Genomic DNA, 26,616 nt, shown 5'->3' on the forward strand with positions numbered 1-26,616 from the left:
CGCGCGCACTTCGCCCTGGTCTGAGCCGGCCAGGCCCCGATCCCGCCCGGCCCGGGAAACCCCGCAGCCCCCCGCCGTGGGGGGCGGGGGCCTGCGGCCACGCGTGGTGGTGCCCCAGGCAGGATTCGAACCTGCGACACCGGCTTTAGGAGAGCCGTGCTCTATCCCCTGAGCTACTGAGGCGAGGATCCGCCGGGGAGCGACTGCATCCCGTAGGCGGATCCGGGGCGGCCGGCCCGAGGGCAAGCCGCTACCGGCTCAGTGTAGCGGGTCGGGCGGCGCCCGGGCGGCGGCTTCGCGATCTTGCCGATGGCGGGCCCGGGCGTGCCGCCCTCAGGGCTGCGACGGGGCGTCGGGGCGGGCGGTGACGGCTGCTCGCCGGGCCGGGGGCGGTGCTCGGCTGCGGCAAGGGGCCGACCCACCGCGGCGGGGCAGCGGTGGGCCGGCGGGTGGAACCGGCGGGCAAGGGCGGTCAGTTGTAGGTGCCGCCGATGGAGACGGCGTAGTGGTTGCCGCTCACGCCGTTCAGCTGGATCGGGGCCGCCGGGTCCCAGCTGCCGGAGCCGTCGCGGATGGTGTGCATGATCCGGTCGTCGTTGGTGATGAAGACGGCCTGGAACTCGCCGTCGATGTTGGCGGCGCTGACCCGGTTGGCGGTGAACGAGCCGATCACGGGGGCGAGCTCGGCGAACGGCTGCCACGTGCCGTTGCCGTAGCGGACACCGTGGAACTGTTGGCCGTTGTTGTTCACCACGACGATCTGCGCGTCGGCGCCGGTGCCGGCGACCGCCACGTCCTGGGCGGGGCCGACGTTCCCGGCGGCGTCGTAGACATTGCCCCAACCCGACCAGGAGCCGCTGACGGCGCGGATGGCGTGGTAGACCGTGCCGCCCGAGACCGTCACGACCTGGAGTTCGCCGTTGACGCTCGCGACCGAGGCGCTGGTCACGGCGCCGCCCGCCGGGGTGATGTCGCCGAACCGCAGCCAGGTGCCGTTCGCGAGCCGGGCGGTGTGGAAGAGCCTGCCGTCGGCGACGGCGACGACGTGCAGGTCACCGCCGATCGAGACCGCGGAGACCTTGGTGACGTTGCCCAGCCTGTTGGTCTGCGGGCCGATGTCGGTGAAGCGGTCCCAGTTGCCGCCGGAGTGACGGATGGTGTGGTAGATGTTCCCGTCGCCGCCGACGGCGAGCAGGTAGGTGTCGCCGTTGATGCCGGCGTCCGCGATGGACTGGACGCCGCCGATGTCGCCCGCGGCGCTCTCCACGTTCCCGAAGCCGGTCCAGCTCCCGTTGGAGGAACGGGTGGTGTGGAAGACGTTGCCGCCGCCGTTCACCACCACCTGGGCGCCCCAGCCCACGGGCGTCTGCTTCGGCGGCAGCGGGGCGCTGTCGACGGTCTTGTCGTAGCGGAAGGGCTTGAAGCCGCCGCTGACCAGGGAGCTGCGCGAGTAGTTGATCTTGCGGGCGGTCAGGCCCGGCCGCGGCTCCTCGTAGACCACGGCGGTGTTGTGGCTGCCGTCGGTCCAGCCGGCGAACAGCACGACGTGCGTGCTGATGTTGTCGATCATGTCGCCGGGCTGCAGGTCGTCGAGGCTGCCGAGCTGGGTGGAGATGTCGTCGAGGGTGGAGGTGACCCGGCTGGAGCCGAGGTGCCAGGCCATCGAGACCAGGCCGGAGCAGTCCTGCCGGTAGGAGCCGTTGCTGTCGCTGTGCCACAGGCTCTGGCTGTACGGCACCGCCTGGTCGACCCAGTTCTGGGCCCGGGCGATGATCTCGGAGCGGGTGATCGAGCCGTTGACGGACGAGGTGCCGACGGCCTGCGCCGGTGCGGTCAGCGAGACGGTGGAGACGACCGCACCGAGGGCGAGGGCCCCGGCGAGGGCGACGTTGGCGAGCTTCGAACGGTTGGCGGACATGGCGGACCTCCGGACGTGGTGGACGGGGTTGGCGGCTGGGCCCGGCTTCGAGGTGCCCGGGGCCCGACGGTGACGGGCGGCTCACGCGGCGCGCGGATTCCGGTCGGCTGCCCTGCGGGAGCAGCCGGCCTGGCGGCGGTTCGACGCGCTGGTGCGGGGCGCCGGGGTGCGGCGCTCGGCGAGGCCGGGGTGCGGCGCTCGGATCCGCCTGCCCCGGGAGCGGGCCCGGCGGGACGGCCGCCCCGCAGGAGCAGCCGGTCGGTGGGGCCCGGCGAGGCCGGGGCGAGGTGGTGGGGCCGTCAGCCCCGGACCGGGTCGCGGGGCGACCGCGGCGGCGGCAGGCCGGACAGGACCTAAGGGGCGGCCGCGGCGGCAGCCCGGCCGGCGACGGCGAGGGTGGCGACCGCGGCGGCCTCGGTCATGACGGTGCGGAGCATGACGGTGTCCTCTCCTGCTGCGACGTGAGGGTGGGATCCGGTGGTCGCGTCCCGCGGTGACGCGCTCTCCGGTGCCGCCCGGAGCGGTGCTCCCTGGCGGCGGTCACCAGCTTCGTCGCAGCTCAACGGCAGTGGAAGGGACTCCGACTGGACGGAAGTGGCCCTGGACCGTTCCGGCCAGGAGTGGTCGGGGCCGCGCCGGGACCGGGTCGGGGCCGGGTCGGGGCCGGGTCGGGGTGCGGGTGCCGACGAGGGGTCAGGGCGGGTCAAGTAGCCTGCCGGAAAAGTGTTCGACCGCCTTGCCACGCCGTGCGAAGGAGACGAAGGACCCGATGAGACCTGCTGGGCACCCGGTGGTGCGACTGCTGGGGCAGGTGTGGGTGTGGCCCGCGGTGGTGATGCTGGCGGTGGGCGGGTACCGGCTGGGGACGCCGGAGCTGTGGCGGGACGAGATGGCGACCTGGACGGTGGCCACCCGGTCGTTGGGCGACCTGCTCCGGCTGCTCCAGCACGTGGACGCCAGCAACGGGGCGTACTACCTGCTGATGCACGGCTGGACGGCGGTGTTCGGCGACTCCGTGGTGGCGCTGCGAATACCCTCCGTGCTGGCGATGGCGGGGGCGGCCGCGTTCGTGGCGCTGACCGCCGAGCGGCTGTTCGGCAACCGGGTGGCGGCGGTCGGCGCGGGGCTGCTGTTCGCGGTGCCGCCGGAGGTGTCGCGGTACGCGCAGGAGGCGCGCGCGTACGCGCTGGTGACCTTCGCGATCGCGGCGGCCACCTGGTTCCTGGTGCGGGCGCTGGAGCGGCCGACGTGGCGGCGGTGGGCGCCGTACTGCGCGGCGATGGCGGTGGCCGGCGCCGGGCACCTGATCTCGTTCAGCACGGTGGCCGGGCAGGCCGCGCTGGTGCTGCTGCACCTGTGGCGCACGCGCGGGGCGGCGGAGCGGCGGCTGCTGTGGCAGTACCCGGTGGCGGTGGGGGTGGCGGCGGTGCCGGTGCTGCCGGTGGTGCTGCTGGGCAGCCGGCAGTCGGACCGGCAGCTGGGCTGGATCGAGAAGCCGAACCTCGGGGGCCTGGTGCACTTCGGCCAGCACCTGTTCGGCTCGCACACGGTGTTCTACGCCTTCGTGCTGCTGGCGCTGCCGGTGCTGCTGCTGCCGGGCCGGCGGGTGCAGGCCGGGCAGGCGCTGCTGCTCGCGGGGCTGCCGGTGGCGGGCGTGTGGGTGGTGTCGCAGGGCGGCACCTCGTACTTCATCGAGCGGTACCTGCTGTTCACGGTGCCCGCGTGGGCGGTGCTGGCCGGGGGCGGGGTCGGCGCGGTGTACGGCGTCGCGGCGGCCTGGGCGAAACGTTTCCGTGCTCCGGGACCGGCCAGGGCGGCGGTCGGACTGCTGGCGCTGGGACTGCTCGCCGTCCCGGCCGTGGCCGCCCTGCCGAAGCAGCCCGCAGTGCGCTACGTGGGCTCGCACAACGGGTCGGAGGAGCCGTTCCGGGCGGCGGCCGGGGTGATCGCCGCGGGCTACCGGTCCGGGGACGGGATGGCGGCCCCGCTGGGCAACCAGGCCTGGGCGATGGTGTGGCCGGGCGTCAGCTACTACCTGCCGTCGGACGTCCACCCGTACCCGGTGTTCGTCGCGCAGAGCGCCGACGACGCGGAGGAGCTGTCGCCGACGCCGTGCCCGCAGCCGGAGGCCTGCCTGGGGCAGGCGGCGCGGATCTGGCTGCTGGTCCTCGGGGACACCGAGGACCCGCTGACCACCATGCCGGAGGACCAGGCGCAGGCTCTCCGCACGCAGTACGGGGCGCCCGACCAGGTCACGCCGCTCGGCGGGTTCACGGTCGCGCTGCTCGACCGCGACAACTGACGAGCGGGACCCGGAGCGCGCGGCGACTGACGGGACGGCCCTGGAACACGCGACGGCTGACGAGCATCACCCGGAACACACGGGAACACGACGGAGGGGGAGCCGGGCGAACCGGCTCCCCCTCCGTCGTCGCGGGCTCAGAGCGTGCGCATCAGCCGGGACTGGATGGACGGCGGGTTCAGGTCGGACTGGAGGGCCACCGGGACCTCCGTCTTGTCGTCGCCCGCGCCCACCCGCAGCAGGCCGACCTCCTGGCCGGCCTTCGCGGTGTGGCCGAGCTTGGCCGCGTCCAGGGTGACCGTGCCGGTGATGCCCGGGAAGCCGGCCACCACGAGGTCCTTGGTCGCGACGACCTGGACCTTGCCGCCGAGGCCGTCGTCCACGGTGCCGACGACGTCGCCCTTCTTCACCACGGTCTGGCCCGTCAGGCCGCCCTGCGCGGCCTGGATCTGCTTGCCGCTGACCTTGAGCACGGTCGGCAGGATGCCGTCGCCGGGGTTGGGCGAGGTGGCCTGCTGGCCCAGGGTGACGCCGATGATCAGCCGCTTCACACCGCCGATCTCCTTGTAGGCGGCCCACATCAGGCAGCCGCCGGCCGGGGTGCTGGAGCCGGTCTTGACGCCGATGACCCCGGTCTTCGGGTTGATCAGGTTGTTGGTGTTGGAGATCTTCGCGTTGTTGAGGCTGGTCTCCGGGGTGGAGACGATCTGCCGGAAGATCTCGTCCTGCATGACCTGCTCGGCCAGCTTCAGCTGGTCCTTGGCGGTGGACTTGGTGTCCGCGAGGAAGCCCGCCGGGTCGGCGTAGGTGGTGTTGGTCATGCCGAACTTGGCCGACGTCTCGTTCATCAGCTTGACGAACGCTTCCTCGGAGCCGGAGTGGAAGCGGGCGAGCAACCGGGCCACGTTGTTGGCCGAGGGCAGCATCAGCAGTTCCAGCGCCTGGTACTCGGTGAGCACCTGGCCCTCGGTGAGGGTGACCCGGGACTCGTCGACGTTGCCGGACTCCTGCGCGGCCTGCTTGTCCACGGTGATCTTCGGGCCGCTCTCCCCCTTCTTCAGCGGGAACTTCTGCAGGATCAGGTAGGCGTTCATCACCTTGGTGACGCTGGCGATCGCGGACGGCGTCTCCTGCCCGGAGCTGCCGAGGCTGCCGACGCCGACCACCTCGGCGGCGGACTGGCCCTTGGCCGGCCAGGCGAGGTCGAGCGGGTCGCCGGCGAAGCTGAAGCTGCCCGCGGCGGACATCCGCACCTTGGCGTCCGGCAGCGGGCGCAGCAGCTGGGCCACCACCGCCGCACCGAGCACCACGGCGAGGAAGGCCGTCCAGATGGTGATCCGCTTGAGCGCGCGGCGCAGCGGCGAGACCGGGCGCGCGTTGAGGGTCGCCAGGACCTCCATCGCCTCGGCGGTGTTCTCCGGCGCGGGCGGCGGCTCCGGGAGGGGCAGCGGCTCGGGCTTCGGCAGCGGCGGGACGGGCGGCACCGGCCGCGGGTCGGGGGTGGGCAGCGGCTCGGGGGCCGGGGTGGGGCCGGGCACGGGGGCAGGGGCCGGCTTCGGCAGCGGCTCCGGACCGGGCTGCGGCTCGGGTTCGGGGAGGGGCTTGGGCGCCGGGTGCGGCTCGGGCACCGGCTCCGGGAGCGGGGAGGGCTCGGGCACCGGGGTCGGTGCCGGGGGCTCCGGCACGGTGCCGGACGCGGAGGCGGAGGCCATGGCGGCGCGCGGAAGCCTGGGGTCCTCCGGCGCCTCGGGCTTGGCCGGCTCGGCTGCCGCCTCGTCGGGTTCGTCGCTCTCGGGCGCGGCGGGCGTGGCGGCCTCGGCGGGCGCGGCGGCCCCGGGCGTGTCGCCCTCGGAGGCGGCCTTCTCGCCGGCCTCCCCCGCCCCCTTCTCCGCGTCCTTCTCCGCACTCCCCGCCACGGCTCCCACGCCCGCCGCAGCCGTCCGCATCGTGAGACGCGGGTCGGTTCCGGTCGGCCGCCCGGCCGCCTTCTCCTCGCCGTCGGCGGCCGTCGCGGCCTCCGCCTCCTCGGCCTCACCCTCGGAACTTCCGCCATCGGCGGGCTTGGTCAGCTCCTCGGGCAGCCGCAGCGCGGTGGTCGCACTGTCCACCGGCAGCCGCAGCATCGTGGTCTTGCTGTCCACATCCCGGACACGGAGCTGTACGGTCGAGCCGCGATTGGCCCCCGCCGCCGGCGCGTCGCCGGGGCCGGTCCCGGCCTCCCGGGTGCCGTTCGCGTTGCCGTCCGGAGCACCGTCCGGGTCCGGGCCCGCGCCGGCGGCCGTCCCGGTCCGCTCGCGTTCGCGCTCCTGCGCCCGCTCGCCGTCCCTCAGCACCCTGTCGGGGGACTCGCCCACGTATCCCAGCCTCCTCAACGCCCGGCGGGGCACCGGCAGACCCGATTTCGGGAAGCCGACGCCCCGCCCCGTGTACCTGTACAGTCTCCGCCACCGCCGGCCGATCCGGCTGCGCACACCCCGCCCGACCGGCGCTTATTGCCGTCGCACGGGCGTACTGCGGTCTGTTCACCGGTCAGACGCCGGGCCCGCGGCCCCCGGTTCCCCGCCTCCACCGCAAGGTCACGATTCGGAGGCGTACTCGACAAGCCCGTGTGAGAGGCGTCACCCTGTCTCTCATCCACGCGGGGAGGCTTGGATGGGCAAGAGCCGCAGAACTGTTCCCGAGGAACTCTTGCTGCTCGCTTTGGACCCGACCACGGGTACCACGGCGCAGCCGCAGACCCTCGACCTCGGACTCGCCGGGGCCCAGCTCGTCGAGCTGTCCCTGGCCGGACGGATCGTACCGGAGGGAGACCGGATCGCTGTCGTGCTCGCACGGCCGACCGGCGACCCGACCTTGGACCACGCACTGGAACTGCTGCGCCGACGCGGCAGTCCGGTCCGCGCGGCGCACTGGATCGGCGGGCCCCGGCTGGGGCTGCGGCAGACCTACCTGGCGCACCTGGAGCGCTGCGGCATGGTCACGGCCGTGCCGGGCCAGGTGTGCGGGGTGCTGCCGACGACCCGTTATCAGGCGTCGGACGACTGCACCAACGCCGCGATCAAACAGCGGCTGGACACCGCCATCCGCACCGGCGTGCCGCCGGACCCGCGGACGGCCGCACTGGCGGCCCTGGCCCATTCCGTGGGCCTGGGCAAGCACCTGTATCCGGGCAACGAGGGCCGGTCCTCGCGGTCGCGGCTGCGCGACCTGATCCGGTACGACCCGCTGGGCGGGATGGTCGCGCACGCCGTGATGGACGTGCAGAACGGCCTGCCGGCGCAGCAGAACCGTTCTTCCCAGGGTTCCGGGGCCGGGACCGGCGCCGGGCGTTCCGGCGCCCGCGCGGCGGGCCGGGGCTCCGGTCGGGTCGCCGCCTCACGGGTCGGCGTCCGCTGACCGGGACCACCCGGGCGCGCGGGACGCCGCACCGATCGCCGTACGGCCTGCGCGGCACGTGCGGCCCGCACCGCCCGTACGGCCCGTGACAGCGGGCACGACGGGGCACGACGGCACGACGGGGCACGGCGGGCCCGGCGGCACCCCCGACGGCGCGCGCCGCCCCGTTCACGCCGCCCGACGGCGCTGAGCAACGGCGCTGAAGGACCCGACGCACCACCGAAGCAGCACCCGCACCACCAGGAGCACGGAGGGGCGGTCGCCCCGCGACGGAAGTCGCCCGGCGACCGCCCCTCTGCCGTCCCCGAAGGCCCTCCGAGGCCCGTCCGGGGAGCCCGGCGGTCCTGCCTTCGCACGTGCCACTGGCACCTGCGCCGCCGGGGAGCACATCCTTAGCCCGTACCGGTTCGAGCCGCTGAGCCGCATTACCACTCGAAGGCCCTCGCCGTCTCACAGAAGTGCTTTTCCGACGATCTGTTCTACTGCGCTGCTGTGATTCCCTGACGCCGACGTGGCCCAAGGTGACATGCTGCTCCAAGTCAGGGGGGTTGGTCCCAATGTCCGAAGTGTTCCGAGGGCTGCCGATCCAACGATCACCAGAGGTCCGGCCGGAGGTCGATGTGTCGACGAGCATCAATCCCACCGTGCGCCGTCGGCGCCTGGGCTCGGAGCTGCGAAAACTCCGCGAGGGCCTCGGGATGACGGCGGAGGAGGTGGCGGGCCGGCTGATGGTCTCCCAGTCGAAGATCAGCCGACTGGAGAACGGCCGCCGCAGCATCAGCCAGCGCGACGTGCGCGACCTCTGCGACGTCTATCTCGTGAACGACGAGCAGATGCGCGCCAGCCTCATGGAGATGGCCAAGGAGTCGCGCCAGCGCGGCTGGTGGCACGACTTCAACGACATGCCGACCCCGTACAGCGTCTACATCGGGCTGGAGGCCGAGGCCTCCTCGATCCGCGCGTACGAATCCTCCTTCGTCCCGGGCCTGTTGCAGACCGAGCAGTACGCGCAGGCCGTCGTGGAGGGCACCCAGCCGGACACCGACGCGCTCGCCGTGCAGCGCCGGGTGCAGGTCCGGATGAAGCGCCAGGACCGCATCCGGGGCGAGAACCAGCTCGGCAGCCTGTGGACCGTCATAGACGAGGCGGTGCTGCGCCGCGAGGTCGGCAGTCGCGAGGTGATGGCCGAGCAGCTCAAGCACATGATGGAGCTGAGCCAGCACCCGAACATCACCATCCAGGTGATCCCGTTCTCGGCCGGGGCCCACCCCGGTATGACCGGGACATTCTCCCTGCTGGAGTTCCCCGAGTCAGCCGATTCCACGGTTGTCTACTTCGAAGGGGTGACGAGCGATCTCTACCTGGAGAAGGAGGCGGACGTGCGCCGCTATACCGGTCTGTACGACTACCTGCGTGCGGCGGCACTCGGCGTGGCGGAGAGCCGGACACTGATAGCTGAGATTGAAGAGGGATACCACTGATGAGCACCACCTCCGAGCACGGAACCCGCTGGCGGAAGAGCAGCCACAGCGGCGGCAACGGAGCCTGTGTGGAGATCACCACGCCGGCCACGGGGGCGGTGGCGGTACGGGACTCCAAGGACCCTCAGGGGCCTCAGCTGTGCTTCTCCGCCGAGGCCTGGACCGCGTTCGCGAGTGCTGCGGCCACCGGGGTGTTCGGCCGCCACTGACCTTGCGGCGGCCGCCGACCCGGCCCCGCGCCCCCGGTGCGAATCCGAGCTCGGACCAGTTGCCCGTAGCAGTGGCCTTCGCCCTCGCCGGCGGCCGACGCTACGGGCAACTGTCGTTCCCGCCCGAACTGCTTTTCCTCTTTTCCTCCCGAGCTGCCTTCCCGCCCGGACCGTTCAGCGCACCACCGGGTACCGCTCGGACCAGGTCAGCCCCTCCGGGGTGCGCGGATCGTGCAGTTCGGTGCCGTGCATCAGCTCCAGCACGAAGTCGTCGGCGAGTTCGAGGATGGCGCCCCGCCCCTCCAGCCCGGCCACCAGCCCCGACGGCAGCGCAGTGTCACCGTGCAGCACCCCGAGCAGGCTCCCGCAGACCGCGCCGGTGGAGTCGCTGTCCCCGGAGTGGTTGACGGCGAGCAGCAGGCCCGAGCGCACGTCGTGCGCGACCAGCGCGCAGTAGACCCCGATCGCCAGCGCCTCCTCGGCGACCCAGCCCTCCCCCAGCGCCTCCACCCGGTCGGCGGACGGCTCGCCGGCCCGGACCGCGTCCAGCGCGGCCCGCAGCGCGGCGGTGGTCTCCTCGTGCGCCTGCCTTTCGGAGAGCAGCGCCAGGGCGAGGTGGACGCCCTCCTCCAGGGTGCCGCCGCGGGCCACGCTCTGGACGATCACCGCGAGCGCGCCCGCCGCGAGGTAGCCGGTGGGGTGGCCGTGGGTGAGCACCGCGCACTCCACCGCGAGTTGGAAGACCAGGCCCGGCTCCCAGCTGGTGAGCAGGCCGAACGGCGCCGCCCGCACGACCGTGCCGCAGGCCTTGGAGTGCGGGTTCTTGGGCCGCTCCACGGTGCCGAGGTGCTCGGCGTCGGCCCCGGTCAGGGCGGACAGGCAGCCTTGGCCGGGGGCGCGCTGGGCGTACAGCCACTCCTCGCGGCCGAGCCAGCCGAGGTCGGGGCGGCGCTCGTCGGGGCCCCAGTCGCGCTGGGTGGCGGCCCAGCGCAGGTAGGCCAGGTGCAGGTCGGTGGGCGGGTGCCAGCTGCCGGTGTCGCGCCGGATGTGGGCGCGGATCAGGCCGTCGACGGTGAACAGGGTGAGCTGGGTGTCGTCGGTGACGGCGCCGGTGCGCCCGTACGCGGGGACGTAGCCGGTGACGCCCTGCGGGCCGTGCTGGGCCCGGATCTTCTCCAGCTGCTCGAACTCGACGCCGGCGCCGAGCGCGTCGCCGATGGCACCGCCGAGCAGACAGCCCCGCACCCGGCTGCGGAAGTCCTGCTGCTGGGCGCGTGACCACAGTGGCATCACGACGGGGCGCCTTTCCTCGGGGCAGGGGGCTGCGCGACGCACGGCCGCGGCGCGCGCCCTGGCACTGTATTCGAAGACCCGAGCGAATCAAGGGCGTCCCTCGTGCTCCGGTTTCCCGGCCCCGGCCGCCGTACGGGCGGCAGCGGGGCCGGGGGAACCGGCAGGCCGAGGCCTGGGAACCGGGAGGCCGGGGGAACCGGCAGGCCGGTGGCGGGATCAGTCCAGGACCGGCAGCAGCTCCGGCAGGTGCCCGTCCGAGGCCAGCGCCGCGGCCCGGCGCTCGGCCGACACCTCGCCGTAGGTGGTGGTGCGCTGGCGGTGCGGGCGGCCCGCCGCCTCGGCGATCGCCTGGAGGTCGCGCACCGACTTGTAACTCCCGTACGCCGAGCCGGCCATCCGCGAGATGGTCTCCTCCATCAGCGTGCCGCCCAGGTCGTTGGCGCCCGAGCGGAGCATCTCGGCGGCGCCCTCCGCGCCCAGCTTGACCCAGCTGGTCTGGATGTTGGGGATGTGCGGGTGCAGCAGCAGCCGGGCCATCGCGATCACCGCGCGGTTGTCCCGGGCGGTCGGGCCGGGCCGGGCGATGCCGGCCAGGTAGACCGGCGCGTTGGTGTGGATGAACGGCAGGGTCACGAACTCGGTGAAGCCGCCGGTGCCGTTGGCCTCCAGGGAGCGCTGCTGGATCTCGGCGAGCAGCCGCAGGTGCCCGAGCCAGTGCTTCGGGGTGTCCACGTGCCCGTACATCATGGTGGACGAGGAGCGGATGCCCAGTTCGTGCGCGGTGGTGACCACTTCGACCCAGGTGGCGGCCGGCAGCTTGCCCTTGGTGAGCACCCAGCGGACCTCGTCGTCCAGGATCTCGGCCGCCGTGCCCGGGATGCTGTCCAGGCCGTTCTCCTTGGCCCGCTGGAGCCAGTCGCGGATGGACAGCCCGGTGCGGGTCGCGCCGTTGACCACCTCCATCGGCGAGAAGGCGTGCACGTGGATGCCGGGCACCCGCTCCTTCACCGCGCGGGCGATGTCGAAGTAGGCGGTGCCGGGCAGGTCCGGGTGGATGCCGCCCTGCATGCAGACCTCGGTGGCGCCGACCTCCCAGGCCTGCGCGGCCCGGTCGGCGACCTGCTCCAGCGACAGGGTGTAGGCGTCGGCGTCGGTGCGGCGCTGGGCGAACGCGCAGAAGCGGCAGCCGGTGTAGCAGACGTTGGTGAAGTTGATGTTCCGGGTGACGCAGTAGGTGACGTCCTCCCCGACGGTGTCCCGGCGGACGTCGTCGGCGATCCGGCAGAGCGCGTCCAGGGCCGGGCCGTCCGCGTGGAACAGCGCCAGCGCCTGGTCGTCGGTGAGCCGCGTCGGGTCGTCGGCGGCCACCGCCAGCGCCTCGCGCAGGTCGCCGACCAGCCGCTCGGGCGCGCCCTCGGCGAGCACCTGCTCGCGCAGCACCTCCCAGTCGCCGTAGACGTCCTCGAAGTCGGCCCGGCGGTCGCCGGTGCGGCCGTCGGTGTCGATGGTGGCGTGCAGGTCGGTCCGCCCGTACGAGACGGGCAGGTCCTCGGGCTCCTGCCAGGGCAGGCCGCGGACCACCGCGTCCGGGTTCGCCAGCCCGGTCTCCGGGTCGGCGAGGGCGCGCACGTGCGGCAGCACCCGCGGGTCCAGCCAGGGCTCGCCGCGCCGCACGTACTCGGGGTAGACGGCGAGGCGTTCGCGCAGTTCGAAGCCGGCGGCCGCGGAGCGCTCGGCGAGCCGCTCGATCTGCGGCCACGGGCGTTCGGGGTTGACGTGGTCGGGGGTGAGCGGGGAGACGCCGCCCCAGTCGTCGACGCCGGCCGCGATCAGCCGCCCGTACTCGCCGTCCACCAGGTTCGGCGGCGCTTGCAGGCAGGCCGCCGGGCCCATCACGTGCCGGGCCACCGCCACGGTGGCGACCAGCTCGTCCAGTTCGGCGTCGGGCATGCCGCGCATCGCCGTGTCCGGCTTGGCGCGGAAGTTCTGCAGGATCAGCTCCTGGACGCCGTGGTAGGCCCGGGAGACCTTGCGCAGCGCGAACAGCGACTCCGCGCGCTCCTGGTACGTCTCGCCGATGCCGATCAGCAGGCCGCTGGTGAAGGGGACGGAGCTGCGCCCGGCGTCCTCCAGCACCCGCAGCCGGACGGCCGGTTCCTTGTCCGGCGAGCCGAAGTGCGGGCCGCCGGGCTCGCTCCACAGCCGGGTGGCGGTGGTCTCCAGCATCATGCCCATGGAGGCGGAGACGGGCTTGAGCCGCTGGAAGTCCGTCCAGCCGAGCACCCCGGGGTTGAGGTGCGGGAGCAGGCCGGTCTCCTCCAGGATGCGGATCGACATCGCCCGCACGTAGGCGATGGTGTCGTCGTACCCGTGCGCGTCGAGCCACTCGCGGGCCTCGGGCCAGCGGTCCTCGGGCTTGTCGCCGAGGGTGATCAGGGCTTCCTTGCAGCCGAGTTCGGCGCCGCGCCGGGCGATGTCCAGCACCTCGTCGGGGGACATGAACATCCCGTGGCCGGCCCGGCGCAGCTTGCCGGGGACGGTGACGAAGGTGCAGTAGTGGCACTTGTCGCGGCAGAGCCGGGTGAGCGGGATGAAGACGCTCTTGGAGTAGGTGATGACGCCGGGCCGCCCGGCCGCCGCCAGCCCCGCGTCGCGGACCCGGGCGGCGCTCGCACACAGGTCGTTCAGGTCCTCACCTCTGGCCTGGAGCAGCACCGCGGTCTCGGTGACGTCCAGGGCGACGCCGTCCCGGGCGCGGCGCAGGGCGCGCCGCATCGCGTTAGCGGTCGGGGGGTTGCTTGCGTCCATGGCGGTTCCGTCCATGGCGCGACCCTACGCCAGGTCTCGTACGTTCGGAGTAGCCAACCCTGAGGGCGTCTCAGGGTCGATGTACCCGTGAGGTTTACCCCGAACTGGACCCGCAGGGCGATGACGGGGGCGGGGTGCGGGCCTCTAATGGAAGGGCACAGCCAATCGCTCGTGTTCGTAGAGGAGTTGAGGACGCCATGACCAATGACACGGCGGCGGGGGACAACGTGGACGGCGGCGTGCCGTACCGCTCACGGCGGCGCATGCTGGTGCGGGCCGGGGTACCGCTGACGGTGGCCGCGGTGATCGCCGCCGGGGTCGGGCTGGTGCCCGCGCTGGCGGCCGACGCCCCGCCCGACCTTCCCTCGCTGACGCCGGAGCAGCTGGTGGCCAAGGTGCTCGGCTCCGACGCGCAGGCCCTCTCCGGCACGGTGTCCGTCTCCACCGACCTCGGCCTGCCCAGCCAGCTGCTGGGCGCCGCGGCCGGCGGGCTCGGCGCGGCGGCCGGGCGCGGCGGCGGCCAGGGATCCTCCTCGGCCGACCCGCAGGCCAAGCTGCTCGGCCTGCTCGGCGGCGACCAGACGCTGCGGGTCGCGGTGGACGGCCCGGACCGCCAGCGGGTCGACCTGCTGGAGGACATGGCCGGCTACACCGTCGTCCACAACGGCGACCAGGCCTGGGCCTGGGACAGTTCGACCAACACCGCCGTACGCCTGACCGGCCAGGCGGCCGCCCAGCACTCCGACACGGCCGGCAAGCACGCCGGGGCGCCGCTGACCGGGGTGCCGACGACCCCGCAGGAGGCCGCCCGGCAGTTCCTGACCGCGAGCGCGGACACCACGTCGGTCACCGTGGCTGGCACCGCCAACGTGGCCGGGCAGAAGGCGTACCAGCTGAGCGTCAAGCCCGCGCAGTCCGGTTCGACCGTCGCCGAGGTCCGGATCGCGGTCGCCGCCGACAACGGGGTGCCGCTCTCGGTGGTGGTCAAGGGCGTCGACGGCTCCACCGTGCTGGACGTCCACTTCACCGACGTGTCCTTCGCCAAGCCGGCCGCCAAGACCTTCGACTTCACCGTGCCCAAGGGCGCCAAGGTGACGGAGCACAAGGCCGACGAGGGCGCCAAGGGTGAGGTGCCGCAGGGTTTCGCGCCCAAGGGTTCCGCGCCGCAGGGTTCCGCGCCCGGGGGCAAGGCCGGTCGGGACGCCTCGGGCCAGGACCACGGCGGCGTGAACGTGATCGGCGAGGGCTGGACGACCGTGGTCTCGGCGCAGCTGCCCGTCGGCGCCGTCGACGTGCCGCAGGACGGCGGCAAGGGCGGCAAGCACGGCGGCCGGGGCGCGGCGCTGAACCCGCAGGCGCTGGTGAAGTCGCTCGGCAAGCCGGTCGGCGGCGGCACGCTGATCAGCACCAAGGTGGTGAACGTCCTGGTCACCGACGACGGCCGGGTGTTCGCCGGCGCGGTGACCCTGCCGGTGCTCCAGCACGCCGCCGGGGTGAACTGACGGATGACGAAGGCTCCCGTAACGGGGGACGTTACGGAGTCGGCCGTGGGTCCGGGCGCCGAGCAGCGCCCGGGCCCCGCGCCTTCCACCTCCTCCTCCCCCTCCTCCCCCGGGCCCGACGACGTGATCAGGACCCGCGGCCTGACCAAGCGCTTCCGGGGCGGCCAGCTCGCCGTAGACGGCCTGGACCTGAGCGTGCCGCGCGGCTCCGTCTTCGGCTTCCTCGGCCCGAACGGCTCCGGCAAGACCACCACCATCCGGATGCTGATGGGCCTGATCGCCCCCACCTCCGGCGTGGCCACCGTCCTCGGCGAGCCGATGCCGCAGTCCGTCGCCTCCGTGCTGCCCCGGGTGGGCGCGCTGATCGAGGGCCCGGCGCTGTACGGCTTCCTCTCCGGGCGGGACAACCTGGTGCGGTTCGACGCCGCCGACCCGACCGCCGACCCCCGTACCCGGCGCCTGCGCGTCGAGACGGCGTTGGAACGGGTCGGGCTGAGCGCCGCGGCGGCCAAGAAGGCCCGCGCGTACTCGCTGGGCATGAAGCAGCGGCTCGGCCTGGCGTCGGCGCTGCTCCAGCCGCGCGAGTTGCTGGTGCTGGACGAGCCCACCAACGGGCTGGACCCGCAGGGCATGCGCGAGATCCGGGCGCTGGTGCGGGAGGTCGCGGCGGAGGGGACCACGGTGTTCCTCTCCTCGCACCTGCTGGACGAGATCGAGCAGGTCTGCACGCACGCGGCGGTGATGTCCCGGGGCCGGCTGGTGGTGCAGGGCACCGTCGCCGAACTGGCCGCCCGCGCGCAGGGCCGGCTGGTGGTCCGCACGCCGGACGTGGCGCACGCCGTGGAGGTGCTGGCGGCCCACCGGGTCGGCTCCCTGCTGCCCGGCGACGGGCGGGTGGACGGCGATCTCGCCGCGCTCGGCGCGCTCGGCTCCCCGGCCGAGGAGGCGTTGCCGAAGCTGTGCGCGGCGCTGGTCGAGGCCGGGGTGCGGGTGCACGGGTTCGGGCTGGAGCGGGGCACGTTGGAGGACGCCTTCGTGGCGCTGACCGGGGAGGGCTTCGATGTCGCAGGCTGAGCTGTCGCGGGCTGAGATGTCACAGGCCGGGACGCTGCCGGTCCGGGCCGGGCGGAGGCCGCAGACGGCGGCCGGGTTCCTGGCGCTGTTCCGCAACGAACTGCACCTGACCTTCCGCCGGATGCGCACCAAGGTGCTGCTGGGGATCCTGGCGGTGCTGCCGATCCTGATCGGCGTGGTCGTCAAGCTCAACACGGGCAGCCCGCACGAGGGCGGCGGCGGGGTGAACTTCATCGCGCAGACCACCCAGAACGGCCTGTTCCTGGTCTTCACCGCCCTCGCGGTCGCGCTGCCGGTGTTCCTGCCGATGACGGTCGGCGTGGTCGCCGGGGACTCGGTCGCCGGCGAGGCGGCCACCGGGACGCTGCGCTACCTGCTGGTCGCCCCGGCCGGGCGCACCCGGCTGCTGGCCGCCAAGTTCACCGCCGGGCTGGTGTTCTGCCTGGCCGCGACCGTGGCGGTCGCGGCGGCGGCGCTGGCCACCGGCGCCGCGCTGTTCCCGCTCGGCGAGGTGACGCTGATCTCCGGCGACACCATCGGCTTCGGCGACGCGCTGCTGCGGGCGGTGCTCGTGGCCGGGGTGGTGGCGGCCTCGCTGGCGGGGCTGGTGGCGATCGGGCTGTTCGTCTCCACGCTCACCGGCAGCGGCATCGCGGCGATGGCCGCGACCGTCGGGCTGGTGGTCACCGTGCAGATCCTGGACGCCTTCCCGCAGTTGGACGCCGTCAGGCCGTTCCTGTTCACCCATTACTGGCTCAGCTTCGCGGACCTTCTGCGCCAGCCGATGTACTGGGACGGCGTGTGGAAGGACCTCGGCCTCCAGGCCGCCTACGTCGCCGTGTTCGGCGCGGCGGCCTGGTCCCGCTTCACCAGCCGGGACATCAGCGTCTGACCGCCGCGTCGGCGGGGGCGGATCAGAAGGGGCGGATCAGCGGGGGCGGATCAGCGCCTGACGGCCGCCTTCGCGGGGGCGGGTTGCGGCACGGCCGCGGCCCGCCCCGCGCGGTCGGCCCGCACCTGGCGCAGCGCGTCCCAGGTGAGCACCGCGAGCGCCAGCCAGACCAGGCCGAAGCCGGCCCAGCGGGCGGGCGGCATCGACTCGTGGAACACCGCCACGCCGATCAGGAACTGGAACACCGGCGCCAGGTACTGCAGCAGCCCGAGCACGGTCAGCGGCACCCGCACGGCCGCCGCGCCGAAGAACAGCAGCGGGATCGCGGTGATCACCCCGCTGAGCAGCAGCAGCCCGGAGTGCCCCCAGCCGTACGAGCCGGCCACCGTGTGGCCGAAGGTGCCGCGCCCGCTGACCTCCAGGTAGACCAGGTAGCCGAGCGCGAACGGGAACATGAAGGCGCTCTCCGCCGCCAGGCTCTCCAGCCCGCTCAGCCCGACCTTCTTCTTCAGCAGCCCGTACGTGGCGAAGGAGAGCGCCAGGGTGAGCGCGATCCACGGCAGCCGCCCGTACGCGACGCTGAGCACCGCGACGGCGGCCGCGCCGACGCCGACCGCCGCCCACTGCGCCGTCCGCAGCCGCTCCTTGAGCACCAGGACACCGAAACCGATGGTGACCAGCGGGTTGATGAAGTAGCCGAGGCTGGTCTCGACGACGTGCCCGGCGTTGACGCCCCAGATGTAGACGCCCCAGTTGATCGAGATCACCGTGGCCGCGCCGGCCAGCATGGCGAGCCGGCGGGGCTGGCGCAGCAGCGGGCGTATCCAGCTCCAGTGCCGCTGGGCGATCAGCAGCAGCACCACGGCGACCAGGGACCAGACCATCCGGTTGGCCAGGATGTCGTCGGCGGCGCCGGGCTCCAGCAGTGGCCAGAACAGGGGGAAGAGGCCCCAGATGCCGTAGGCCGCGACGCCGTACCAGAGGCCTCGACCGCTGTCCTGCTGGGTTGTCTGTGGCATGGCCGCCTGCCCTCCGCGCGCGTGTGTCGAGGTGACGGTAGCTGGCGGAGGGGCAGGCTGTCATCTCCGTTTCCGCATTTTGGTCATGACATCGCTGACCTCGGGAAACGCGGGGCTCATCGCCGGCCCGGAGCGCCTCAGGCCTGGAGCGCGGTGCGGACCGACTCGGCCAGCGGGACGGTCGGGCGGCCGATCAGCCGGGCCAGGTCACCCGGGGTGCCGGCCAGCTCGCCGCGGGCGATGCCCGCGTCCACGTCCACCAGCACCTCGGCGAAGCCCTCCGGCAGGCCCGCGCCGACCAGCGCCGCGAGGTGCTCCGCCGGCGCCACGTCCTGGTGCGCGACCGGCTGCCCGGAGACCAGCGCCAGCTCGGCCGCCAGCTCCGCCAGGCTCCACGCGGCGTCGCCGCTCAGCTCGTACACCCGGCCCTCGTGGCCCTCGCCGAGGAGGACGGCGACCGCCGCGTCCGCGTAGTCCTTGCGCGGGGCGGTGGCCACCCGGCCGTCCCCGGCGCTGCCGAGCACCACGCCGCGCGCGACCGTGCCGGCCGCGTCGCCCAGGTAGTTCTCGGTGTACCAGCCGTTGCGCAGCAGGACGGACGGCAGGCCGGACTCGCGGATCAGCTCCTCCGTCGCCTTGTGCTCGTCGGCCAGCCGGAAGGTCGCCGCGCCCGGCGCGCTGGTGTAGGCGAACAGCGCGACGTCGGCCGCACGGGCCGCGTCGACCACCGCGCGGTGCTGCGGGATCCGGCGGCCGACCTCGCTGCCCGAGATCAGCAGCACCCGGTCGCCGGCCGCGAAGGCGCCGGCCAGGGACGCCGGGTCGTCGTAGTCGACCACGCGGACGGCCACCCCGCGCGCGGCCAGGTCGGCGGCCTTCTCGGCGGAGCGGACGGCGACCGCCACCTCGCTCGCGGGGACGGCGGCCAGCAGGCCCTCGACGACGAGACGGCCGAGCTGGCCGGTGGCACCGGTGACGACGTACATGGGGATGCTCCTCGGGTGGGTTTGGGCCTCGATGGGGTTCCTGCCTCGAAACTCACCCTAGGGACTGCACTAACCTTTCGAAAGTACGCACTTCAAAGTACGGTACTGACATGAAGGTAATGGCAGGACAGTCATGAAGACCCTGGAGGAAGGCCGCCCGGCCGTCCCGGTGCGCGAGCTGCCGCCGGCCGACGTGTTCGACCGCATGTGCCCGTCCCGGGGCGTGCTGGAGCACGTCACCAGCCGCTGGGGCGTCCTCGTGCTCGGCGCGCTGCGCGAGCGCGGCTACCGCTTCAGCGAACTGCGCCGCCGGGTCTCCGGCGTCAGCGAGAAGATGCTCGCGCAGACCCTGCAGACGCTGGAACGCGACGGCTTCGTGCACCGCGAGGCCCACCCGGTGATCCCGCCCCGGGTCGACTACAGCCTCACCCCGCTCGGCCGGGAGGCCGCCGAGCTGGTCGCCGCCCTCGCGCACTGGTCCGAGCAGCGGGTCCCCGCCGTCGAGGCCGCCCGCGCGGAGTACGACGCCCGGCCTAGCGCTCGCTGATCAGGGCCGCCAGCCCGTCCAGCACGCGGGCCAGGCCGAAGGCGTACGCGTGGTCCGGGTCGTACGCGCCGCCGTGCGCCTCGCCGGCGGCGGCGCCCACCCGGGCCGCGACCGGGTAGCGCTCGGCGTCGAAGACCTTGGCGAGCAGCTCGGCGTTGGCGGCCCACCACTGCGCGTCGGTCATCGCGCTGTCCTGCCGGGCGGCGCGCTCGTCGGCGGCCATCCGGGCGCAGGTCTGGACGAAGCCCAGCAGGTGGGTGAGCGCCGCGTCCAGCTCGACGTCGGGCAGGCCGGTGCCCTCGAAGGCGCGCAGCTCGTACTCGTACTTGGCCATCAGGCCCGGGCCGAGCGGCGGTCGGCTGGTGGGGACCGCCGAGACCCACGGGTGGGCGCGGTGCAGCGCCCGGTTGTCGTCGGCGACGGCGGTGACCCTGGCCCGCCAGCCGTCGTCGGCGGGGGCGCTGCGCGGCGTCGTCGCGTAGACGGTGTCCAGCATCAGGTCGAGCAGTTCGGCCTTGCCGGGGACGTAGGTGTACAGCGCCATCGGGGACAGCCCGAGCTCCTGCGCCACCCGGCGCATGGTGACGGCGTCCACGCCCTCGGCGTCGGCCAGGGCGATGGCCACGGCGGCGATCTCGCCGGTCGACCGGGCCTGCCGCGGGCCGCGCCGGCCGGGCTTCTCCTCGGCGGTCAGCCCCCAGAGCAGGGCGAGGGTGCGCGCCGGATCTCCTGCGCTGCTGCGGTCCGTGGCCATGGGGGGATCTTTTCACGGCCCCGCCGACAGCTCGACGGCCCGACGGCCGACAGCTCGACGGACCGACGGCCGGTCGCTCAGCGGTCCGGCGGCCCGGTGCCGGCGTCATACGAGCGCCGGGTGGATCAGCCGCCCGTGGTGGACGAGCGAGGCGGACTGCTTGAGCCGGCTCACCCGGACGCTGATCTCGTAGCCGCGGATGCCCTCGACGTGGGCCAGGCGGCCGGTGAGGTAACGGTAGAAGTCGGGGGTGTCCCGGCAGGCGACCACGGCCATCAGGTTGTGGCGTCCGCTGATCGCGGCGACGAACGCGCACTCGTGGTGGCCGCCGACCTCCTCGCCGACCTGGTGCAGCCGCGGTAGGTCGACCTGCAGCCACAGGGTGGCGTTGAGCCGGTAGCCGAGGCGCTCGGCCAGGGTGTCGACGTCGTACGTGAGCGAGCCGGCTGCCTCCAGTGCCTCCAGGCGACGGGCGACCCGGGGCTTGGACCAGCCGGTGACCTCGGCCAGGTGGGTATGGGTGGCCCGGCCGTCCTCGGCGAGCGCGCGCAGCAGCGGCAGGTCCTGTTCGCCCAGGGGCGTCGACGAGGCCACTGCCGGGGTGGGGTGGCCGGAGGTCAGCCGCCGCACCTGTTCGGGGGTGAGCGAGGCGTCGGGGTCGGTCCAGGGCGCGGTTCCGGGACCGCCGTAGATACGCACGACCAGGTCGACGTTCACGTCCAGGACGGCGCCCGCTCGCGGCAGCTGGCGCAGCAGCAGGTCGTCATGGTCGGTTCCGGCGGGGGACCGGATGATGCAGATGATCTCCGAGCCACCGGAGGCGATGCCGACGTACGCCACCTCGGACCGGCGGGCCAGTGACTGGGCCAGCGGTGCCACCGCATCAGGTCGGCAGCGCAGCCGGACGATCCACTCCGCCTGGCCGTCGGCGTTCAGGTTGCCCAGTCCGACGACGCGCAGCAGGCCGTCCCGCCGCAGGGCGGCGTAGCGGCGCGCCACAGTCTGTTCGGACACGCCGATGACCTCCCCGAGCCGCCGGAACGAGACCCGGGGCGCGCACTGCAAACCGTGGATGATTTTGCGGTCCAGATCATCAGCCATGGAGGAATGGTCCCATCGCCAGACGCCCAGGCGGAGGTTCCGGGACGCTTGGTGGGATCGACTGCGGGTTTCGGGCGCTTCGGGGAGAAGCTGATCGGCGGCTCCACGGGCGGCTGCCGTCGGCCGTCGCCCCCGGGAGCGGGCGCACGCTCCCGGCGGCGCTCCGAGAATGCGGGGCCTCCCCCGCAGCAGCCGAAGGAACGACCCCGTGAACTCCACAACGACGCCGGACCTCAGGGCCGGACGGGCCGCCACGCTCGTCATGGCCTGCCTGGGTGTCTTCGTCGCCTACCTGCCCGTCACCACCGTGTCGGTGAGCCTGCCGGCGATCCAGCGCGCGCTGGGCGCGTCGACCTCCGAACTGTCCTGGGTGTCGGACGCGTTCGTGCTGCCGATGGCCGCGCTGATCCTGACCACCGGCGTCTGGGGCGATGTCCACGGCCGCAAGAAGGTCTTCCAGACCGGCATGGTCTTCTGTGCGCTGGGCGCCGCGATCTCGCTGCTGTCCAGCTCGGTGCAGGCACTGTGGGTCGGGCAGGCGGTCTCCGGCATCGGCGCCGCCGCCCTGCTGCCCACCACACTCACGCTGATCAGCCATGCCGTGCCCGACCACCGCGAGCGGGGCAAGTTCATCGGCTTCTGGGCGATGAGCCTGACGGCCCCGCTCGCCGTCGGCCCGCTGATCGGCGGCGCCCTGCTGGAGCACACCACCTGGCGCTGGATCTTCCTGCTGCCGATACCGCTCTCCGTGGCCCTGCTGGCCGTCGCCGCGTTCCGGCTGCCCGACTCGCGCGCCCCGCACGGCCGCCGGCTCGACTGGCCCGGCCAGATCACCGCCGCCGTCGCCGTCACCGCACTGGTCTACGGCGTCATCGAGGGCGGCGCGGACGGCTTCGACGAACCCGCTGTGATCACCGCGCTGACGCTCGGCGCGGTCGCCGCCGGAGCCTTCGTCCTGGTGGAACTCCGCAGTGCCGGCCCGATGCTGGACCTGGCGCTGTTCCGCAGCCCCGCGTTCACCGCCACCGCGCTGGTGGCCGTGGTCAGCTTCCTCGGCCTGATCGGCTTCTTCTTCGTGCTCAGCCTGTACTTCGGCCTGGTCCAGCACCTGAGCACCATGCAGGCGGCACTGCGGATGGTGCTGGTGTCCGGCACCTCGCTGGTGGCCGGCCTCCCTGTCGGACGGCTGATGCACCGGATCCCGCCGAGGGTGCTGATCACCTCCGGGCTGGTGCTGATCGCCGCCGCGATGTTCGCCATGACCGGCGTCGACGCCCACACCTCCTACGCGGCGCTGACCTGGCGGCTGGTACTGCTCGGACTCGGCATGGGCGCGGTGCTCACCCCGATGACCGCCTCCGCGGTCTCCGCCGTTCCCTTCCACCTGGCCGGGATGGCCGCGGCCGGCAACAACGCGATCCGCCAGGTCGGCGCCGCGCTCGGCCCCGCCGTCCTCGGCGCGCTGCTCACCACCCGTGCCCTGAACGCCCTGCCCGAACAGCTCGCGAACGCCGGCGTCCCGGCCCAGACCGGCGCGCGTGTCCTGGACGCCGCCCGCGAACACGGCCTGGGCGCCGTCGCCGGACTCGACCTCGGCCCCGCCACGGGACAGGCCCTGACCGCGCTGAGCAACTCCTTCCTGGACGGCATGCGGCTGTGCCTGCTGGTCTCCGCCGGCCTCGCCCTGCTGGCCGCGCTGGCCTGCGCCCTGCTGCTGAAGAGCCCGTCGAGCGCGGCACCGAGGGCGGCGGGTCCGGGACGGCCGGTGCCGGAAGCGGAGCAGGCCGCGGTCCCGGTTGCGGTCCCGGTTGCGGCGCAGCCGGCCTGAGGACCCGCCCGGCGATCTTTCCGCGAACCCCGGCGGAGCCCCCAGCCGGTGCGCCGGCCGACCATGATCGATCTCGGCGCCGACCGCTGTACCGATGTTCCCCGAGGCCGGGCTACCGTCTCCCCATGACCAGCGTCCCGACCAGCAACGGCCCGAGTGGCGGCGGCTCGACCGGTGGCAGCCCGAGCGGTGGCGGCCCGGACCCGATCCCGGGCACCGACACCCCCGAGACCATCCGCCCCCGCGTCACCTGCCGCCGCTGCCACCGCCCGTTGCACGACCCGGAGTCGCGGATCCTGCGGCTCGGACCGGAGTGCCGCGATCCGGCGGAGCGGGTCACGCGCTTCGACGTCGACCAGGATCCGCTGCCGGGCATCGGGTGACAGGCACCGGGTGACGGGCGTCGCTCGCCGGCCTCTGGTGTAGCGCCCGTCAGGCGCGCCGGAAGAGGCGGCGCAGGAGGCCGGGGCGGGGTTCCGGCTGCTCCTCGATCTGCTTGGCTTCCTGGGCTTCTCGCGCGGCCCCGGCTTCCCTGGCTTCCTGGGCCTCGGCCCGCTCGATCATCCGCCGGGCCAGGTCGAGGTCGGCCCGGGGCAGCCAGGGCGCGGTGAGCGCCAGCGCGGCGAGCGAGCGCAGGACGGTCACCACGCGGGTGCGGCGGGCCCGGGCGCTGTAGTGCAGCCGCTGCCGGAGCCGGTCGGCGATGTCGGCGCGGGTCTCGGGGTGCGTCCAGCCGATCGCGACGAGGGCGAAGCCGGCCGCCTCGACCACCCAGTCCTCGGGTCCGAGCAGCAGGTCGACCAGTACGCGGCGGCGCTCGGAGTCCTCCCACGGCTGGTCGGTGCGGTGGTGGGCGATGCCGAGGCAGGCGAAGACCTGGACGGCCCGCACCCACAGTTCGGGCTGGTGGGCGAGCAGGGCCCGGCCGAGGTCGTCCTCCCGGGGCATCGGCGGGTGGACGAGCGCGCCGAGCAGGTCGTCGAGGGGCAGCCCGGCCAGCCGGACGGCGTGGTCGTAGGCGGCGGGGACGGTCGCCCAGACGATCTCGGCGGTGGCCCGGACGAGTTCGGCGCTGTCCGGCGCGGGCGGGGCGACGGCCGGGCGCGGGTCGGTGCCGTCCCAGGCCCAGATCCGGGTGGCCGGTTCGGCCAGCGGCAGCCGGGGGTCGGGCTCGGCGACGGACTGGTAGGCGACGGTGGAGCGCGGCAGGGCGAGGCGGACGGCCAGCAGGGAGCTGGGCGGTTCCACGGCGGAGGCGCTGCACTCGATCTCGCTGTCGCGGGTGGTGCCGGGGGCGGCGAGCACCTGGTGCAGCACGTTGACGGTCGCCTCGGTGGCGCCGGAGACCATGCCGAGCCAGGGTTCCCGGTGGCTGAGGCGTTCCAGCAGGTCCTGGGCGTACTCGTGGTCGGGGTGGGCGCGGTGGTGGTCGGCCAGGGCGAGCAGGTGGGCGGGGTCGCCGTCGGCGGCGTGCCGCAGGCCGTACCGGGCGGGGGCCGCCTTGGGGTGGTCGGGTTCGGTGGCGAGCACGCGGTCCAGCCAGGGCAGGCCGTCGGCGGGGCGGCCGAGGGCGCCGTACAACTCGGCGACGTCGACGGCGAGGTAGCTGCTGGAGTTGTCCCGCTCCGGTTCGACCCGGGCCAGTTCGGCCTCCCAGACGGCGAGCGCCCGTTCCGGCCGGCCGTGCGCGCGCAGGGCGTTGCCGAGCATCACGGACGGCAGGTAGCCGGGGGCCAGCAGGTGGGCCAGTTCGGCGAGTTCGACGGCGCGGTCGGTGGCGCCGAGGCGGCGGGTGAGGCCGGAGGCCATCGCGAGCAGCAGCGCGTGGTCGCCGTGGCGGGCCACCACGGACTGGACGAAGTCCTCGAACGGCTGGACGGCTCCGGCGAGTTCGGGGGGCAGCGGGTCGGGCAGTCCGCCGCTGGCCCGGGCCACCGCCTGGGCGACGGCGTCCGGGTCGACGAGGGCGGGCAGGTCCTCGCGGGCGAGCCAGGCGGCGTGCGCCCAGGGTCTCGCGGGCTCGTACTGGATCGCGGAGGCGAGCAGGCCGACGGCGGTGTCCCAGTCCCCGGCGGCGGCCTCGACGTGGGCCCGGCAGGCGACGGTGCCCAGGTAGACCTGGCCGTCCAGCGGGAACAGGTCGCGGGCGGCGGCCGGGCCTCCGGCGGCGGCGCACAACTCGGCCAGCGCCTCGTGCAGTTCGGGCAGCTGGGGGTCGGCGAGGATCGCGTCGGCCAGGTGGTCGGCGGCGTGCGGGAGGTCCCCGGAGTCGATCGCCAACCGGGCCACCGCCACCTCGCCCTCCGCCGCCAGCCGCTCGTCACCCTCGTCGTCGGCGTGCCCCATGTGGTCGTCCCCCCGTTCGCGGTGTCTGCCATGTGCGCGGACGAGGCTATCCCGCGTATCTGATGACCGGATGATCAATCTGTCGGTGTGTCGGACGAGCTGGAATTGGCCTGAATCGCGCTCACCTTCTGGGCCGGATACACCCCGAACGAGTGGTTTGGGTGCTGGTCGGCGCCTTTTCCCGGAATCGGCGCACCACGATGTTCCCCGGCGCTTCGCTCCCGAAGCACCCGCCGGAGCACCCCTCGGAGCATCCCGAAGCGCCACCGAAGCGCCCCAGAAGCGCCCCCACCCCGACGACAAGCGAGAAGTGACGATGAAGCTCTCCCGCACCCTGTCCATGGCCGCCTCGGCCGCCGTCCTGAGCACCGTCGCCCTGGGCACCACCGCGCTCACCGGGCACGCCACACCGGCGGCCGCCGCCTCGTTCGTGGTCAGCGAGGCCCAGTTCAACCAGATGTTCCCGAGCCGGAACTCCTTCTACACCTACCGCGGCCTGACCGACGCCCTCAGCGCCTACCCCGGGTTCACCACCACGGGCAACGACGCCACCCGCAAGCGCGAGGCCGCGGCGTTCCTCGCCAACGTCAGCCACGAGACCGGCGGCCTGAAGTACGTCGTCGAGCAGAACACCGCCAACTACCCGCACTACTGCGACACCTCGCAGCCCTACGGCTGTCCCGCCGGCAAGAGCGCCTACTACGGGCGCGGCCCGCTCCAGATCAGCTGGAACTTCAACTACAAGGCGGCGGGCGACGCCCTGCACATCGACCTGCTGAACAACCCCTACCTGGCCGAGAAGGACCCGGCCGTCTCCTGGAAGACCGGCCTCTGGTTCTGGAACTCCCAGAAGGGCGCCGGGACGATGACCGCGCACGACGCCATCGTCAACGGCAAGGGCTTCGGCGAGACCATCCGCAGCATCAACGGCGACCTGGAGTGCAACGGCAAGAACCCGGACGAGCGCAACGACCGCATCAACCTCTACAAGAAGTTCGTCGGCGTCCTCGGCACCGACGTCGGCGGCGGCAACATCTCCTGCTGACGGGCGGCGGCGTGGGGGGGGGGGGGGGGGGCGCGGGCGAGGCGGCCGCGCGGCGGGGGGGGGGCGGGGGCGGGGGGGGCGGGGCCCGCGGCGGCGGCGCCACCGCGCCCTGGCG

The 26,616-nt window shown here is 73.8% G+C and carries 20 protein-coding genes and 1 tRNA gene; 11 read left to right on the forward strand and 10 right to left on the reverse strand.

The features are described 5' to 3' along the window. Window positions 1-107: 107 nt before the first annotated feature. A tRNA-Arg gene (locus ACFV6D_RS28845) sits at window positions 108-183 on the reverse strand. A gap of 289 nt (window positions 184-472) precedes the next feature. Continuing rightward, window positions 473-1,918 carry a hypothetical protein gene (locus tag ACFV6D_RS28850; RefSeq protein ID WP_380561679.1) on the reverse strand — a complete coding sequence of 482 codons (1,446 nt, stop codon included), beginning with the start codon at window positions 1,916-1,918 and terminating at the stop codon, window positions 473-475. A 769-nt stretch (window positions 1,919-2,687) separates the two neighbouring features. On the opposite strand from ACFV6D_RS28850, the gene ACFV6D_RS28855 reads away from it, so the two are divergent. Further along, a complete protein-coding gene (locus ACFV6D_RS28855; RefSeq protein WP_380491750.1) occupies window positions 2,688-4,220 on the forward strand; it encodes a glycosyltransferase family 39 protein in 1,533 nt (510 codons plus the stop codon). 137 nt (window positions 4,221-4,357) lie between these two features. Here the strand turns inward: ACFV6D_RS28855 and ACFV6D_RS28860 are convergent, their stop codons facing one another. Beyond that, window positions 4,358-6,574, reverse strand: a complete 2,217-nt coding sequence (locus tag ACFV6D_RS28860) for a hypothetical protein (protein WP_380561681.1) — start codon at window positions 6,572-6,574, stop codon at window positions 4,358-4,360. 298 nt (window positions 6,575-6,872) lie between these two features. Here ACFV6D_RS28860 and ACFV6D_RS28865 point away from each other — a divergent pair, with 298 nt between their 5' ends. The 3 genes from ACFV6D_RS28865 (at window position 6,873) to ACFV6D_RS28875 (ending at window position 9,306) form a co-directional block, all read left to right on the forward strand. Further along, entirely contained in the window at window positions 6,873-7,616 is a 744-nt protein-coding gene (locus ACFV6D_RS28865; RefSeq protein WP_063348095.1) for a GPP34 family phosphoprotein, read from the forward strand. A gap of 620 nt (window positions 7,617-8,236) precedes the next feature. Beyond that, entirely contained in the window at window positions 8,237-9,097 is an 861-nt protein-coding gene (locus ACFV6D_RS28870) for a helix-turn-helix transcriptional regulator (protein WP_063348096.1), read from the forward strand. Next, window positions 9,097-9,306, forward strand: a complete 210-nt coding sequence (locus ACFV6D_RS28875) for a DUF397 domain-containing protein (protein ID WP_380561683.1) — start codon at window positions 9,097-9,099, stop codon at window positions 9,304-9,306. The genes ACFV6D_RS28870 and ACFV6D_RS28875 overlap by 1 nt, the downstream gene beginning before the upstream one ends. Before the next feature lie 174 nt (window positions 9,307-9,480). Here ACFV6D_RS28875 and ACFV6D_RS28880 read toward each other — a convergent pair whose 3' ends face one another. Both ACFV6D_RS28880 and ACFV6D_RS28885 read right to left on the reverse strand, forming a co-directional pair. Next, on the reverse strand, window positions 9,481-10,596 hold the full coding sequence (locus ACFV6D_RS28880; RefSeq protein ID WP_063348098.1) for an ADP-ribosylglycohydrolase family protein: 1,116 nt from the start codon (window positions 10,594-10,596) through the stop codon (window positions 9,481-9,483). Window positions 10,597-10,815: 219 nt separating this feature from the next. Next, the gene (locus ACFV6D_RS28885) at window positions 10,816-13,422 is read right to left on the reverse strand and encodes a bifunctional FO biosynthesis protein CofGH (protein WP_380342889.1); all 2,607 of its coding nucleotides are present in this window, start codon (window positions 13,420-13,422) and stop codon (window positions 10,816-10,818) included. A gap of 182 nt (window positions 13,423-13,604) precedes the next feature. Between ACFV6D_RS28885 and ACFV6D_RS28890 the strand changes: the two genes are divergently transcribed. From ACFV6D_RS28890 to ACFV6D_RS28900, 3 genes are read left to right on the forward strand one after another with little or no spacing between them, the layout of a single operon-like run. Next, entirely contained in the window at window positions 13,605-14,909 is a 1,305-nt protein-coding gene (locus ACFV6D_RS28890; RefSeq protein WP_380342892.1) for an outer membrane lipoprotein carrier protein LolA, read from the forward strand. Between the two features lie 3 nt (window positions 14,910-14,912). Next, the gene (locus ACFV6D_RS28895) at window positions 14,913-15,983 is read left to right on the forward strand and encodes an ABC transporter ATP-binding protein (RefSeq protein WP_380342895.1); all 1,071 of its coding nucleotides are present in this window, start codon (window positions 14,913-14,915) and stop codon (window positions 15,981-15,983) included. Beyond that, entirely contained in the window at window positions 15,970-16,875 is a 906-nt protein-coding gene (locus tag ACFV6D_RS28900) for an ABC transporter permease (protein ID WP_380342898.1), read from the forward strand. The genes ACFV6D_RS28895 and ACFV6D_RS28900 overlap by 14 nt, the downstream gene beginning before the upstream one ends. Before the next feature lie 50 nt (window positions 16,876-16,925). On the opposite strand, the gene rarD is transcribed toward ACFV6D_RS28900, so the two are convergent. Continuing rightward, complete coding sequence (rarD, locus tag ACFV6D_RS28905; RefSeq protein ID WP_063348102.1) at window positions 16,926-17,894, reverse strand: EamA family transporter RarD; 969 nt, start codon at window positions 17,892-17,894, stop codon at window positions 16,926-16,928. A 137-nt stretch (window positions 17,895-18,031) separates the two neighbouring features. Beyond that, entirely contained in the window at window positions 18,032-18,880 is an 849-nt protein-coding gene (locus tag ACFV6D_RS28910) for an SDR family oxidoreductase (protein WP_380342902.1), read from the reverse strand. A gap of 205 nt (window positions 18,881-19,085) precedes the next feature. Here ACFV6D_RS28910 and ACFV6D_RS28915 point away from each other — a divergent pair, with 205 nt between their 5' ends. Next, a complete protein-coding gene (locus ACFV6D_RS28915) occupies window positions 19,086-19,427 on the forward strand; it encodes a helix-turn-helix domain-containing protein (RefSeq protein ID WP_063351188.1) in 342 nt (113 codons plus the stop codon). Here ACFV6D_RS28915 and ACFV6D_RS28920 read toward each other — a convergent pair. Then, window positions 19,414-20,181: a TetR/AcrR family transcriptional regulator gene (locus ACFV6D_RS28920; protein ID WP_363371620.1), complete on the reverse strand. Its 768-nt coding sequence runs from the start codon at window positions 20,179-20,181 to the stop codon at window positions 19,414-19,416. The two genes, ACFV6D_RS28915 and ACFV6D_RS28920, sit on opposite strands and share 14 nt — an antisense overlap. A gap of 105 nt (window positions 20,182-20,286) precedes the next feature. Next, window positions 20,287-21,282 carry an Lrp/AsnC family transcriptional regulator gene (locus ACFV6D_RS28925; protein WP_380342906.1) on the reverse strand — a complete coding sequence of 332 codons (996 nt, stop codon included), beginning with the start codon at window positions 21,280-21,282 and terminating at the stop codon, window positions 20,287-20,289. 262 nt (window positions 21,283-21,544) lie between these two features. Here ACFV6D_RS28925 and ACFV6D_RS28930 point away from each other — a divergent pair, with 262 nt between their 5' ends. Then, window positions 21,545-23,110, forward strand: a complete 1,566-nt coding sequence (locus tag ACFV6D_RS28930) for an MFS transporter (protein ID WP_380561697.1) — start codon at window positions 21,545-21,547, stop codon at window positions 23,108-23,110. A gap of 125 nt (window positions 23,111-23,235) precedes the next feature. Continuing rightward, window positions 23,236-23,493 (forward strand): DUF6011 domain-containing protein, encoded by a 258-nt coding sequence (locus tag ACFV6D_RS28935; RefSeq protein ID WP_380561685.1) that lies wholly within the window; start codon window positions 23,236-23,238, stop codon window positions 23,491-23,493. A gap of 49 nt (window positions 23,494-23,542) precedes the next feature. Here ACFV6D_RS28935 and ACFV6D_RS28940 read toward each other — a convergent pair whose 3' ends face one another. Next, window positions 23,543-25,456, reverse strand: coding sequence for a hypothetical protein (locus ACFV6D_RS28940; protein WP_380342912.1), 1,914 nt, complete (start codon window positions 25,454-25,456; stop codon window positions 23,543-23,545). 310 nt (window positions 25,457-25,766) lie between these two features. Here ACFV6D_RS28940 and ACFV6D_RS28945 point away from each other — a divergent pair, with 310 nt between their 5' ends. Next, window positions 25,767-26,501 (forward strand): chitinase, encoded by a 735-nt coding sequence (locus tag ACFV6D_RS28945; RefSeq protein WP_380342915.1) that lies wholly within the window; start codon window positions 25,767-25,769, stop codon window positions 26,499-26,501. The last annotated feature ends 115 nt before the right edge of the window (window positions 26,502-26,616 follow it).

Origin of the sequence: Kitasatospora sp. NPDC059812 (assembly GCF_042732075.1) — a bacterium.
Classification (GTDB): domain Bacteria; phylum Actinomycetota; class Actinomycetes; order Streptomycetales; family Streptomycetaceae; genus Kitasatospora.